Below are 12796 nucleotides of genomic sequence, written 5' to 3' on the forward strand. Positions count from 1 at the left end.
CCCTCGATGAGGGCCGCCCCGCGGCATCCCGCCGATCGATGCCGCCGCTCGCTCAGGCCTCCTGCTCGGCGCCGAAGCGCTGGCGCACCTCGAGCGGGATGAGCGGCTTCTCTCCGCGGGCCTTGATCTGCTGCACGGCCCAGGTGTTGCCGTCGGGGTCGGCGAAGCCGAAGAAGGTGCCGCCGTCGCGCTCGTCGAAGACCGTGATCTCACTCGCCTCGACCCCCCGCGAGATCAACTCGTCGCGAGCGGCCGCGGCATCGGCGACGACGAGCTGCAGGCCGTGCAGGGAGCCCGGCGCCATCTCGTTCTGCGACGGCAGCGTGCCGACCACGATCGAGCAGCCCGAGCCGCGGGGCGTGAGCTGCGCGATGTGCATGTCGCCGTTCCGCGTGTCGTGGTCGAGGTCGAAGCCGAGCTGGTCGCGGTAGAACGCGATCGATCGGTCGAGGTCGCTCACGGGCACGATGACGACTTCAAGTGTCCAGTCCATGGGGTGCTCCGTTCGGTGCGTGTTGGCCGGTCAGACGGCGAGGACGCCGTCGAGACGCGCGTAGCCCTCGGTGAGGCCCTGCTCCATGTTGCTCTGGATCATGCCGTCGCGGGCCTCGAGGCTCGGGTAGGTGGAGTGGATGCGGAGCAGCGTGCGCCCGCCGCCGAGGTCTTCGAACGACATCGACTCGACCGCGACGACGTCGGGGAAGCCCTCGTACTCGAAGGTCTGCACCGCGAACTCGTTCTCGCGCACCGAGTGGAAGGTGCCGTTGAAGGCGTACTCCTCACCGTCGGGGTCGACGTGCAGATAGCGGTACCCGCCCTGCGGAACGAAGTCCCACCGGTCGACCTTCATCTCGTAGCCGTTCGGGCCGAGCCAGCGCTTGACGAGCTCGGGGTCGCGGTGCGCGTTGAAGACGGCGGCGACGGGTGCATCGAACTCGCGCTCGATCTCGACGAAGGGCAGGCCTTCGGGGGCGGTGATGCTGACGGGGTTCGTCATGATTCGTTCTCTTCTCCGGTACGGCCGGCTGCTGCGCCGGCTTCAGGGATGTCGCCGCGGTGCGCGATCGGCGCACGGGAGGCGACGGATGCCCCGGCGTCCGGGCCGGGGGCTTCGGCGAGCAGCGCATCCAACGTGCGGAACTGCTGCTCGTGGATCAGCCGGTAGCGGTCGATCCACGCGGTGAGGGCTTCGAGCTGGGCCGCGTCGAGGTGCACGGGACGGCGCTGCGCGTCACGTGTCCTCGTGACGAGCCCCGCGTGCTCGAGCACCTGGATGTGCTTCGAGACGGCCTGCTTGGTGATCGCGAACGGCTCGGCGAGCTCGTTGACCGTGGCCGGCCCTCGGCTCAGTCGGGCGATGATGCCGCGGCGCACCGGGTCGGCCAGCGCCATGAAGGCGCGGTCGAGGCGGTCGTCTGCGCCCGGATCGAAGATCATCGCCATACCCAACCAATTCATTGATCAATCATTTGATTGATTACAAAATACGACGAGCGGATGCCGCTGTCAAGACCGTTGTCGGGAACGCGCACGGCGGCCTGAAATCCCGGCTGTTCCCAGAACGCGAGTGGACACCGAACCAGATGTACGCCGCCCTGTTTGAGGTCGGCCCCGGAGTGCAGCTGGAAGCCGAAGCGTGCCCACCGCTCAGTCGACGCGGCGAAGCGACCGGCGACGAGTGGGCCGCCCCGTCAGACGGCCCGGCTCGCGGACCGCGGTCGGAGCGCGTCTCCCCTTGGTTCGTTCGGCGCGTCGGTGACGCCGGACCCGCATGCCTCGCACGCTCGCTGCCGGCGGCGTCGGTAGGCGAGGGCGCTCACGAAGAGCGCCGCACCCCACACTGAGAAGAACACTTCGGGGAGGTTGAACGCCCAGGTCTCGGGGGTGATCCCGTCGATGAGTACGATCCGCAAGTACATGAACGATGCCGAGGTCACCAGGACCGAGACGAGTACCGCTGGCACGAACGCCAACATCGGCGGCACCCGCCGGCCCCGAAGGCCGACCATCCACCGCGGGAACACCTCACCCCAAGGCCGGATGAGACCGAGCGTCAGTACAGCACCGATGATCCCGAACGACGCCAGTGAGGCGCCGGCGATCCACAGGCCCTGCTCCTGCCCCTCCCGGTAGGCGACAGGGTCCATCCCGAGGGAGAAGCCGAGCGCCCATGCCCACCGGGTGGCGCAGTAGACCAGCGGCGCGGCGATCGCGATCCAGGTGGCGCCGCGTCCCCATCGATCCACGAAGGACGGCTCGTCAGCACCCGCGCGCCCGCAGGCCCCGCACGAGGTCGTGACCCGGCGTCGGTAGGCGACCGCGGTCAGCGCCCAGCCGATCCCCGCGAGCAGGCAGATCATGAGGTTCACTCGGGGCGCCAGGTAGAGGTCGCCCCACCCGCTTCCCTCAGGCCAGACCCCGAGGAGTTTGGCGATCGCCAGGATCGGCGTGTACGCGAATACGATCAGTGTCCGATAGTCCTGGATGCCGACTGTCAGGACAATCGCGAGCAGCCAGGCGTAGGCGGGGAGCAGCCGCCGCGCCCACCTGCCGGCGACGCCCCGCGCCATCATGACCGCGGCGACCGCGCCGACGAACCCGAGGACGGCGATGACGGGGCCAGCGACCTCGGGGGTGGCCTGCCCGAGCAGTGAAACCTTGACCGCGGCACTCCGCTCGGCCATGAGCTCCGGGTCGCCCGTTCCGAACGGGAAGCCGCCGCCGCCGAGCGCCCACCACACCCCGAGCGCTCCGTAGGCGGCCGACCATCCGGCCACGACATATCCGATCCACGCAGTCCAGCTTCGTTTCATGGTTCAAGCCTTGATCGGCTGACGCTTCCAGACCATATGCCGTTCGGCACATCACGCCTGCATCTGGCTGCAACTCATGCCGATCGACCCAGTGGCTGCTGCGTCTGAGCCCGTAGGCTCGTCTTCCATGGATCGACGAGGTTTGGCCGCCGCCGTGGCCGTGGCCGGGTCGATCTCCATTGTCATCACCGCACTGGCCCGGACCGGGGCGCTCCAGATGGGCCGGAACGAGAACGACGCGGCATGGCTGCTCGCCGAACCGCTCGTGCTCGCCGGCCTGGTGTTCGTCGTCGTGCGCTGGTCAAGTCCGCGAGCGGCAGCAATAGCCGGGTCGCTTGCCGCTGCCGGGTCGGCGCTGTGGGTGCAGCGCTTCCTTCCCGACGAACCAGCCCAGGACGCGGTATTCGCGAGTGCGGTTTGGCTGATCCCCTCGCTGGCCGCCGGGACGGTCGCCTGGTATCTGAGCTGGGCCGCCGCCGAGCGGACGCGGGCCATCACCCTCGCGCGGGCGGAACAGCGGCTGCGGCTCGCGCTGGATCTGCACGACTATGTCGCCCATGACATCAGCGAAATCGTCGCACGCGCCCAGGCCGGTGCCGCGGTCTTGCCGCTGGGTGACCCGCGCATTGCCGAACTGTTCGGGCAGATCGAGGCCGCCGGACTGCGCGCACTCGAGTCGATGGACCAGACCGTGCACGCGCTGGGCGAGGGCCGGGACCCAGCCCGCCTCACCCGGGGCGGCATCGACGACATAGATGAACTCGTGCGGAGGTTCGCAGCGGCCGGCGAGGTCGGGGCCGTCGTCGAACGACGACCGATCCCGGAAGTCGACGCGACGATCGGCGCGGAGGCCTACCGGGCTGTCGTCGAAGCTCTCACGAACGTACGCCGCCACGCCGTCCGGCCGACCCAGGTGACCGTCGTCCTGAACGAAGCAAGCGGCGCACTGCTCGTCTCGATCGTCGACGACGGTGCTGCGCGACCGGCAACTGCGCCCCAGGCCGCGGGCGGGCTGGGCCTCGCCGCGATGACCGATCGGATGGAGCGCCTCGGCGGCAGCGTGGAGGCCGGGCCACGACGACCGCACGGCTGGCACGTGACCGTCACGCTACCGCTGTCACGAAACACTGACCGAGGAGCGAGAACGTGACGATACGGGTCATGATCGCCGACGATCAGCGAGGGATCCGAGAAGCCTTCCGCATGGTGCTGGATGCCCAACCGGATATGACCGTGGTCGGCGAAGCTCCCGACGGCACCGCCGCACTCGACCTTGCACGGCGCCTGCAACCCGACGTGGTGCTCGCCGATATCCGTATGCCAGGGCTCAACGGGCTGGACCTGACCCTCGCGCTCGCCGGTCCCGAGGTCGCCGAGCGCACTCGCGTGATCGTGGTGACCACCTTCGATCTCGACGAGTACGTCTATACCGCGCTGCGCAACGGGGCGTGCGGGTTCCTCCTCAAACGATCCGGACCCGGCCTTCTTCTAGAAGCGATCCGCGCCGCAATGTCCGGCGACACCCTGATCAGCCCTCAACTCACCGTCCGACTACTCCGCCATGTTGTGGCCCCCACAGCTCCCAACAGTGATGGTCCGAATCTCAGCGACCGCGAGCTCGAGGTAGTACGACTGGTCGCACAGGGAAGGACCAACGCGGAGATCGCCGACGACCTGTTCATCAGCGCCGGAACAGCGAAGAACCACGTGGCAAACATCGGACGCAAACTCCAAGCATCCAACCGCGTCGCAATCGCCGCCTGGGCGTGGTCAACCGGGCAAATGGGCGCAGGAAGGGCGCCCAGGGTGGACCTCGAGTGATTCGGCCTGGGTTTCGTTCCTATCGGTTTCCCAGTCCGGCGGTCGTCGGGTGGGCTGATTCCTGGTCAGCGTAGTACGCCTGCTCGACCTCGATCGGGGTGCGCATGTCGAGTTCGCCGTGCAGGCGCTGGTTGTTCCACCACCACACGTACTCGAGCGTCGCAAGTTCGACTTGCTCGACGGTGCGCCAGGGCCCGCGCCTGCGGATGAGTCGTGAGATCCGTGCGCCTCGCGACGATGGCAGTGAACGCACGGTACGCAGGCTCACTCCGCGACGCGGTTGACACAGTCGTGCAGCGGTGATCCAGGTTTGCTAGTTGATTAGTCTCCTAGGCCGTGCTTCACTTGCCGTATGACGCTCTCCCGCATCATCCTCGGCTTCCTTGCCCTTCGGTCGATGACCGGCTACGACCTCATGCGCGCTTTCGCGACGTCTGCGGCGTACTTCTGGCACGCCGACAAGGCGCAGATCTACCGCACGCTCGGGAGGCTAGTTGAGGAGGGCTTCGCCTGTACCGAGGTCGTACCAGGCACGAATGCTCCTGACCGCATCGTCCACCATGTCACCGGCAGAGGGCGTGATGCGCTCCGGGCATGGCTCGTCGCGCCGCCAACGCAGCAGGCTCCCCGCGACCCTTTCATCGCCCGGATGTTCTTCGCCGGAGAGCTCAATGATGACGAACTCTTCGCGCTGATCGATGCTCGCGTCGCGGACGCGACCGCCGAGCGAGACGCCCTTCTTGCCATCCGCACGAAGACCGTGCGTCCCACCCCTGGCGGCGACCGCTCGGGCTGGTTGCGCTCCATGACCCTGGATCAGGGAATCCGCGAGCACGACGAGAACCTTGAATGGCTCGCTGCGGTCAGAGCCGGGCTCGGAGCGGAGCAGCGCTCGTGACGCGCCCCGTTCTGTTCCTTCACGGCGGCACGGTCGGCGGCTGGAGCTGGGAGGCGCAACTGCCCGCGTTCGATGACCGTCTCGCTCTCGCTCCGGATCTGCCCGGTTACCTGTCACGACGAAATGAACCCTGGGGCGATTTTGACGCCGTGACTGACCGCCTGGCGGCGTTTCTCGATACGGAAGCCGGAGTGCCGGTCGACGTCGTCGGGTTGTCGCTCGGGGGGATCACCGCTCTGCATCTCGCCGCCCGTCATCCCGCACGCGTGGCGAGCGTGTTCGTCACCGGAGCCTCGGTGCTTCCGTACCGGCGGTCGATGCGCGCGATGAACTGGGTGCCGCTCACCCTGTGGAACCGGCGCTTCTTCTGGGCGGGAATGGCGCGCCAGTTCGGCCTGAAGGGCGAGGAGGCGGAACGGTTCCTGGAGAACTGCCCGCCGATCTCACGCGCGAAGCTCAAGGAGCAGCTGCATGAGGTTTACCCCGGAGGGGTGACGTCGCTGGAAGACATCACCGCGCCACTCATGGCGATCGCTGGCGAGCGCGAGATGCGCTACTTCCACGACTGCCTCGAAGCGACTCGGGCGGTTGTTCCGGACGCGACAATTGGGCTCGCTCCCGGCATGCACCATGCCTGGAACGGGGAGGACCCCGCTCTCTTCAACCGCATCCTTTCCACCTGGCTCGACGAGCACGCGGCGCATCCCGAACTGCTCCCGCTCCCGCCGCGGGAATCCTGACGGGGGCCCCGCTCCGCCTCAGCGGCACCTCACACACAGCGACAGTGAGACTGTACGTGCCGGTGTTCTCGGGGTCCTGACCCGTACAGCGATCGCGCGTCGAATGCCCCCGACACGTGACATCTCGTGTCATCCCGCCGCGTGTCCGACGACCGTTCTCCTCCGCGCGCGCCGATCACCTCGACCGGGCCGGCACCCCGAGGCCGTAGTCTTCGCAAGTGGCGAAACTCCCGGCGGGCACCGACGTCTACACGCGCATCGTCGGCCGACTGCCGTGGTGGCTCGGCGCCCCCATCGGGCTGATCTGCGCAGCCGTCGGCGTCGTGCTCGTCTTCCACCCGTTCGGCTCCCTCGGCGTGCTCATCGTGCTGCTCGGCGCGGGCTTGATCGCGCACGGCATCTCGGAGCTCGTGCTCGCCGAACGTCCGGCGACCTCGCTCGCGATGGGCGTCGTGTGGATCGCAGCCGGGCTCCTGGTGCTCCTCCTTCCCGGCCTCACGATCGGCACGCTCACGATCGTCGTCGGCGTCGCCCTCATCGTCACGGGCGCGATGAACGCGCTGCGGGCGATCCGCGGCGAGACCGACCAGCGCGCGGCCGACCTCATGCTGGCGCTCGCCTCGATCGCGCTCGGCGTGCTCGCGCTCACGTGGCGCGACGTGACCGTCTTCGTCATCGCCGCGCTCTTCGGCGTGCGACTGATCGTCTTCGGGATCGACCGCATCGTGGGCGGCGTCCGCCGCGCTCGCGGCGGCGGCGAGGCCGCGGCGCAGGAACCCGCACCGCAGCCTCGATCGACCTGGCGGAGATGGGCGCGCACCGGCGCCGCGACCGTCGCGCTCCTCGCATCGGCCGCCCTCGTGCTGTTCAGCATGCAGCTCTCGGGCACGCCGCGGCCCGACGGGTTCTACAGCGAGCCGGCGGATGTCCCGGACGAGCCCGGCCGGCTCCTGCGGAGCGAGCCGTTCACCCGCACCATTCCCGCGGGCGCGACCGCGTGGCGGATCCTCTACACGACGACGCTCGACGAGGGCCGCCCGGCCGTGGCATCCGCTCTCGTCGTCGTGCCCGACGCCGCCGCCGACGCAGGCCGTCCCGTGATCGCGTGGTCGCACGGCACGACGGGGTACGGCACGGGCTGCGCACCGTCGCTGCTCGACGAGCCGTTCGTCGCCGGCGCGATGCCCGACCTCGACGAGGCGCTCGCCTCGGGCTGGGCGGTCGTCGCGACCGACTACCCGGGACTCGGCACCGAGGGATCCCAGCCCTACCTGATCGGCCAGGGCGAAGGTCGAAGCGTGCTCGACGCGGTGCGTTCCGCGCAGCAGCTGACCGAAGCGGATGTCACGGACGAGACCGTGATCTGGGGTCACTCGCAAGGCGGGCACGCGGCGCTCTGGGCGGGCGGGCTCGCCGCCGAGTACGCACCCGAACTCGACATCGCGGGAGTGGCGGCCATGGCGCCGGCGAGCAACCTGCCCGCGCTGCTCGACGGCCTCAGCGGCTCAGCCGTCGGCAGCGTCTTCGGCTCCTTCGCCCTCGCCGCGTACGTCGCGGAGTATCCCGACGTGCATGCGAACGACTACGTGCGTCCGGGCGCCCGCATCATGATGCAGTCGATGCAGCAGCGCTGCCTCACCGACCCGAGTTCGATCGTGTCGATCGCGACCGCGGTCTTCAGCGACCAGCCCGTCTGGTCGACGAGTCCGGGCGACGGCCCGCTCGGCGCCCGCGCCGAGCAGAACGTGCCGGTGCTGCCGATCGACGCGCCGCTCCTCGTCGCCCAGGGCGAGACCGACCCCCTGGTGCTCCCATCCGCACAGGCCGAGTACGTCGACGCACGGTGCGCCGCCGGGCAGCGACTCGACTACCGGACCTACCCGGGCCGCGACCACATGGGCGTCGTCACGGGCGACTCCCCCTTGCTCGGCGAGCTCGTCGACTGGACGGCCGAGCGCTTCGCCGGCGAACCGGCGGCGAACACCTGCGCACCATAGGGCGCACTCCGCCACCCCCGGCGGAGGCATCCGCAGCGGGGGTTGCCGTGGGCCGTGCGAGCGACGAGTATCGGCTTCGACAGCCTCGTCGAGATCGAAAGGGTTTGGATCATGGTCACGCTCAACCCGTACCTCAACTTCCCCGGCACTGCGAAGGAAGCGATGGAGTTCTACCATTCGGTGTTCGGCGGCGAACTCACGACGAGCACCTTCGCCGAATACGGCCAGGCCGACGATCCCGCCGACGCCGACAAGATCATGCACGGCCAACTCGAAGGCGACGGCGACGGCGGCATCGTGCTGATGGGCGCCGACACGCCGAGTTCGATGGGCGACCCCGGCACCGGCGGGCCGATCTCCGTCTCGCTCTCGGGCGGGCGCGACGACGACGCAAAGCTCCGCGGCTACTGGGAGAAGCTTCTCGCGAGCGGCACCCAGATCGTGCCGCTCGAGGTGGCCCCGTGGGGCGATGCGTTCGGCATGTGCACCGACGGCTACGGCGTCACCTGGCTGGTCAACATCTCCGCGAACGCCTGACCCGCGCAGGGAGCGCAAGGCCGCGGACGACGACTGCTGACGCAGCTCAGCCGAGCGCTGCAGGCAGGGCCACCCCGTGCAGCGCCTCGACGACGGGCGCGAGTTCGGGCTGGTCGCCCGCTTCGGCGAGCACCCGCTCGAGCGTCTCGTCGTGGATGGGCCTCGCCCGCTCGTAGAGCGCGCGACCCGCGGCCGTGAGCTCGGTGTAGATGCCGCGCCGGTCGTCGGCGCAGAGGATGCGCGTGAGCAGCGCCCGGTCTTCGAGCCGGTTCACGAGCCGCGTCGTGGCGCTCGGGCTGAGCGCCGCGGCTCGTGCGAGCTGCTGCATGCGCATGTGCCAGCCGTCTTGCCGGTTGAGCGCGTCGAGCACGGTGTACTCGACGACCGAGAGGTCGACGGATGCCGCGAGCGCACGCTCGAGCTCGGCCTCGATGAGTCCGTGCAGCGCGGCGAGCGTGCGCCAGCCCTGCGCGCGCACCTCGACGGCGTCGTCGGCGATGCCCATGTCTCCTCCTCGGTAAAGTAGTTGCTTGCGCTTTCTATTTGCGCGTGCAAGTATTAACGCCTGTCGTGCAATAGAGCGCGTCTGCAACTATTCGTACGAGTGTAACAGGAGAACCACCCATGCCCCTCGGACTCATCGCCCTCGCCATCGGGGGCTTCGGCATCGGACTCACCGAGTTCGTGATCATGGGCCTGCTTCCTGAGGTCGCAGCCGATTTCGGCGTCACCGAGGCCGCCGCAGGCTGGCTCATCTCGGGCTACGCGCTCGCGGTCGTCGTCGGCGCCCTCGGCCTGACGGCCGCCACGACCCGGCTCCCCCGAAAGCCCGTGCTCACCGGCCTGCTCGTGCTCTTCATCGCCGGCAACGCGATCTCGGCGATGGCCCCGACGTACGAACTCATGATGACCGGCCGAATCGTCGCGGCGCTCTGCCACGGCGCCTTCTTCGGCATCGGCTCGGTCGTCGCCGCCGGCCTCGTCGCGCCCGAGAAGGCCGCCGGCGCCATCGCGATCATGTTCACCGGCCTCACCGCGGCCAACGTGCTCGGCGTGCCGTTCGGCACGTTCCTCGGCCAGGAGTTCGGCTGGCGCTCGACCTTCTGGGCCATCTCGGCGATCGGCGTGGTCGCGCTCGTCGGCATCGCGACCCTCGTGCCGAACCTCCGGACCGACGGGCCGGCGCCGAGCCTCCGCCGCGAGCTCACCGCGTTCCGCTCGGGCCAGGTCTGGCTCTCGCTCACCGTGACGGTGCTCGGCTTCGGCGGCATGTTCGGCGCGTTCACCTACATCGCGTACACGCTCACCGAGGTGAGCGGCTTCGCCTCGAGCGCGGTGCCGTGGCTGCTCGTGCTCTTCGGCGGCGGCCTCGTCGTCGGCAACTGGGTCGGCGGACGCCTCGCCGATCGCTCGATCGACGGCACCCTGCTGGGCTTCATCTCGGCGCTCCTCGTCGTGCTCGTGCTCTTCGCCTGGCTCGCCCCGAACCCCGTCGCCACGATCGTGCTCCTGACCGCCATGGGCGGCTTCGGGTTCGGCACGGTCCCCGCCCTGCAGAGCCGCGTGATGCGGTACGCCGACGGCGCCCCGACCCTCGCCTCCGGCGCGAACATCGCCGCGTTCAACCTGGGCAACGCGCTCGGAGCCTGGACCGGTGGGCTCACGATCGCGGCGGGCCTCGGCTACACCTCGCCGATCGCGGTCGGAGCGGTCATCACCGCCGGCGCACTCGTCGTCATGATCATCGCTGCCGTGACCGCGCGACGACTCCCCCGATCGGATGCCTCGGGCCCTGCCCGTCTCGACACGTCCTCCACCGCGGCATCCGCCGCCTGACCCTCCATCACACTCCGAACCCCGAAAGCGAGACCATGACCGACCTCACCACCGTGCCCGCCGTCACCCTCAACAACGGCGTGCGGATGCCGCAGCTCGGCTTCGGCGTCTACCAGGTGCCCGACGACGAGACGACCACCGCCGTCGCCACCGCCCTCGACGCCGGCTACCGCAGCATCGACACCGCCGCGATCTACGGCAACGAATCGGGTGTCGGCCGGGCCATCGCCCGATCGGGGCTCGCCCGCGACGAGCTCTTCATCACGACGAAGGTGTGGAACGCCGACCAGGGCTACGACTCGACCCTCCGCGCATTCGACGACAGCCTCGCGAAGCTCGGGCTCGAGCAGCTCGACCTCTCGTTGATCCACTGGCCGACGCCGGAGCGTGGTCGCTACCTCGACACCTGGCGTGCACTCGAACGGCTCTACGCCGATGGGCGCGTGCGTGCGATCGGCGTCTCGAACTTCGAGCCCGAGCACCTCGAACGACTCGTCGGCGCAACGACTGTCGTGCCGGCGGTGAACCAGGTCGAGCTGCACCCCGCGCTGCAGAATCGCGCCACGGTCGCGGCGAACGAACGGCACGGCATCGTCACCGAGGCGTGGAGCCCGCTCGCGCAGGGCGCCGTGCTCGGCGAGGCATCCGTCGTCGCCATCGCAGCACGCCACGACGCGTCGCCCGCGCAGGTCGTGCTGCGCTGGCACCTGCAGCAGGGGCGCGTCGTGATCCCGAAGTCGGTGACGCCGAGCCGCATCGCCGAGAACCTCGACGTGTTCGGCTTCGAGCTGACCGCCGAGGAACTGCACGCGATCGACGCCCTCGAGCGCGACGGCCGCACGGGTCCGCACCCCGCCGAGTTCAACGCCGCCTGACGGCCACTCGAACCAGCACCAGCACCCGAAGGAGAACCACGAATGAGCAACATCCTCATGATCGTCACCGGCGCGAACTCGCTCACGCTGAAGGACGGCTCGGAGCATCCGACCGGCTTCTGGGCCGAAGAGCTCGTGACCGCCCACCGCGACCTCGTGGCGGCCGGTCACACGATCACGATCGCCACGCCGGGCGGCGTCACCCCGACCGTGGACGCCGGAAGCCTCGACCCATCGCAAGCCGGCGGCGAGGCGCACGCGCGCTCGTTCGCCGAGTACCTCGACGCGATCGCCGGCGACCTCGCGGCAGCGGTTCCGGTCGCCGATGTCGATGCCGCCGACTTTGCGGCGATCGTGCTGCCCGGCGGACATGGGCCGATGACCGACCTCGCCTTCGACGCGAACGTCGGCCGAGTGCTCATCGCGGCCAATACGGCCGGTGCCGTCATCGCACCGTTCTGCCACGGGCCGGCCGCGCTGCTCTCCGCGAAGCTCGCCGACGGTTCGAACGCCTTCGCCGGGCGCACCGTCACCGTCTTCACCGACGAGGAGGAGCGCACCGGGGGCACGGGCGAGAACACGCCCTGGTGGGTCGAGTCCGCCCTTCGCGAGGCGGGCCTCGTCATCGATTCGGCCGCCCCGTGGAGCGATCACGTCGTGATCGACGGCAACCTGATCACCGGGCAGAACCCGCAGTCGAGCGCCTCGGTCGGGCGCCAGGTCGTCGAAGCGCTCGCGGGCTGACGAGCGCGGCGCGCTCCGCCTCCGGTCAGGAGGCGGAGCGGCGTCCGATCAGTCGAAGAGCTCGGAGAGCCAGCTCTCCTTCTTCTTCTTGCGGTAGTCGCCCTGGCCGCGGTTGTCGTAGCCGCGATCGTAGCCGCGGTTGTCGTACGGCTGCTGGTACGAGGGCTGACCGTAGGCCGGTGCCTGCGGCTGCGTCGGCGGAGCGGGCGGGGCCGACGCGGCCTGCGGCGGTGCCGAGAACTCGCGCGCTGCGCGCTCGACGATCTTGTCGAGTTCGCCGCGGTCGAGCCACACGCCGCGACACGTCGGGCAGTAGTCGATCTCGATGCCGCTGCGTTCGCTCATGACGAGCACGGTTCCGTCGGTGGGGCACTGCATGGGGGGCTCCTTCTTCGGGGCCGACCGGGATGATCGATCGGGGTGGGTCGACACGGTCGAGCCTAGAGAGCGAATCTCCGAGGAAGCCCAGTGAAATGCACAGAGCGGATGCCGCGGCGCCTGCCTCACGAGGAGGCGGCTGCCGCGACATCCTGTG

16 protein-coding genes are annotated in these 12796 nt (G+C 69.4%); 9 read left to right on the forward strand and 7 right to left on the reverse strand.

The window, feature by feature from the left end; genetic code table 11:
- Positions 1–52: 52 nt before the first annotated feature.
- From ACFTQE_RS18165 to ACFTQE_RS18180, 4 genes are all read right to left on the reverse strand, one after another.
- A complete protein-coding gene (locus ACFTQE_RS18165) occupies positions 53–493 on the reverse strand; it encodes a VOC family protein (protein ID WP_376926383.1) in 441 nt (146 codons plus the stop codon).
- Positions 494–523: 30 nt separating this feature from the next.
- Complete coding sequence (locus ACFTQE_RS18170) at positions 524–997, reverse strand: SRPBCC family protein (RefSeq protein ID WP_376926384.1); 474 nt, start codon at positions 995–997, stop codon at positions 524–526.
- Positions 994–1437: an ArsR/SmtB family transcription factor gene (locus ACFTQE_RS18175; RefSeq protein WP_376926397.1), complete on the reverse strand. Its 444-nt coding sequence runs from the start codon at positions 1435–1437 to the stop codon at positions 994–996. Before ACFTQE_RS18175 ends, ACFTQE_RS18170 begins: the two co-directional genes overlap by 4 nt.
- Before the next feature lie 254 nt (positions 1438–1691).
- Entirely contained in the window at positions 1692–2813 is a 1122-nt protein-coding gene (locus ACFTQE_RS18180; protein ID WP_376926385.1) for a hypothetical protein, read from the reverse strand.
- 127 nt (positions 2814–2940) lie between these two features.
- Here ACFTQE_RS18180 and ACFTQE_RS18185 point away from each other — a divergent pair, with 127 nt between their 5' ends.
- Positions 2941–3963 carry a sensor histidine kinase gene (locus ACFTQE_RS18185; RefSeq protein WP_376926386.1) on the forward strand — a complete coding sequence of 341 codons (1023 nt, stop codon included), beginning with the start codon at positions 2941–2943 and terminating at the stop codon, positions 3961–3963.
- An 11-nt stretch (positions 3964–3974) separates the two neighbouring features.
- Entirely contained in the window at positions 3975–4634 is a 660-nt protein-coding gene (locus tag ACFTQE_RS18190; protein ID WP_376926387.1) for a response regulator, read from the forward strand.
- Between the two features lie 19 nt (positions 4635–4653).
- Here the strand turns inward: ACFTQE_RS18190 and ACFTQE_RS18195 are convergent, their stop codons facing one another.
- Positions 4654–4887 (reverse strand): IS3 family transposase, encoded by a 234-nt coding sequence (locus tag ACFTQE_RS18195; RefSeq protein WP_376926388.1) that lies wholly within the window; start codon positions 4885–4887, stop codon positions 4654–4656.
- 99 nt (positions 4888–4986) lie between these two features.
- On the opposite strand from ACFTQE_RS18195, the gene ACFTQE_RS18200 reads away from it, so the two are divergent.
- The 4 genes from ACFTQE_RS18200 to ACFTQE_RS18215 all read left to right on the forward strand — a co-directional run bounded on the left by ACFTQE_RS18200 (position 4987) and on the right by ACFTQE_RS18215 (position 8806).
- Positions 4987–5532 (forward strand): PadR family transcriptional regulator, encoded by a 546-nt coding sequence (locus ACFTQE_RS18200; RefSeq protein WP_376926389.1) that lies wholly within the window; start codon positions 4987–4989, stop codon positions 5530–5532.
- Positions 5529–6272, forward strand: coding sequence for an alpha/beta fold hydrolase (locus ACFTQE_RS18205; RefSeq protein ID WP_376926390.1), 744 nt, complete (start codon positions 5529–5531; stop codon positions 6270–6272). Before ACFTQE_RS18200 ends, ACFTQE_RS18205 begins: the two co-directional genes overlap by 4 nt.
- Positions 6273–6490: 218 nt before the next feature.
- A complete protein-coding gene (locus ACFTQE_RS18210; RefSeq protein WP_376926391.1) occupies positions 6491–8269 on the forward strand; it encodes an alpha/beta fold hydrolase in 1779 nt (592 codons plus the stop codon).
- Between the two features lie 111 nt (positions 8270–8380).
- Positions 8381–8806, forward strand: coding sequence for a VOC family protein (locus tag ACFTQE_RS18215; protein ID WP_376926392.1), 426 nt, complete (start codon positions 8381–8383; stop codon positions 8804–8806).
- A 46-nt stretch (positions 8807–8852) separates the two neighbouring features.
- Here the strand turns inward: ACFTQE_RS18215 and ACFTQE_RS18220 are convergent, their stop codons facing one another.
- Complete coding sequence (locus tag ACFTQE_RS18220) at positions 8853–9311, reverse strand: MarR family winged helix-turn-helix transcriptional regulator (RefSeq protein ID WP_375835480.1); 459 nt, start codon at positions 9309–9311, stop codon at positions 8853–8855.
- A 119-nt stretch (positions 9312–9430) separates the two neighbouring features.
- Between ACFTQE_RS18220 and ACFTQE_RS18225 the strand changes: the two genes are divergently transcribed.
- From ACFTQE_RS18225 to ACFTQE_RS18235, 3 genes are read left to right on the forward strand one after another with little or no spacing between them, the layout of a single operon-like run.
- Positions 9431–10642 carry an MFS transporter gene (locus ACFTQE_RS18225; RefSeq protein ID WP_376926393.1) on the forward strand — a complete coding sequence of 404 codons (1212 nt, stop codon included), beginning with the start codon at positions 9431–9433 and terminating at the stop codon, positions 10640–10642.
- A 35-nt stretch (positions 10643–10677) separates the two neighbouring features.
- Positions 10678–11517 carry an aldo/keto reductase gene (locus ACFTQE_RS18230; RefSeq protein WP_376926394.1) on the forward strand — a complete coding sequence of 280 codons (840 nt, stop codon included), beginning with the start codon at positions 10678–10680 and terminating at the stop codon, positions 11515–11517.
- A 42-nt stretch (positions 11518–11559) separates the two neighbouring features.
- Positions 11560–12261: a type 1 glutamine amidotransferase domain-containing protein gene (locus ACFTQE_RS18235; RefSeq protein WP_376926395.1), complete on the forward strand. Its 702-nt coding sequence runs from the start codon at positions 11560–11562 to the stop codon at positions 12259–12261.
- 48 nt (positions 12262–12309) lie between these two features.
- Here ACFTQE_RS18235 and ACFTQE_RS18240 read toward each other — a convergent pair whose 3' ends face one another.
- Complete coding sequence (locus ACFTQE_RS18240; RefSeq protein WP_376926396.1) at positions 12310–12639, reverse strand: zf-TFIIB domain-containing protein; 330 nt, start codon at positions 12637–12639, stop codon at positions 12310–12312.
- Between the last annotated feature and the right edge of the window lie 157 nt (positions 12640–12796).

Origin of the sequence: Agromyces sp. NPDC056965, assembly GCF_042673425.1 — a bacterium.
Lineage (GTDB): Bacteria > Actinomycetota > Actinomycetes > Actinomycetales > Microbacteriaceae > Agromyces.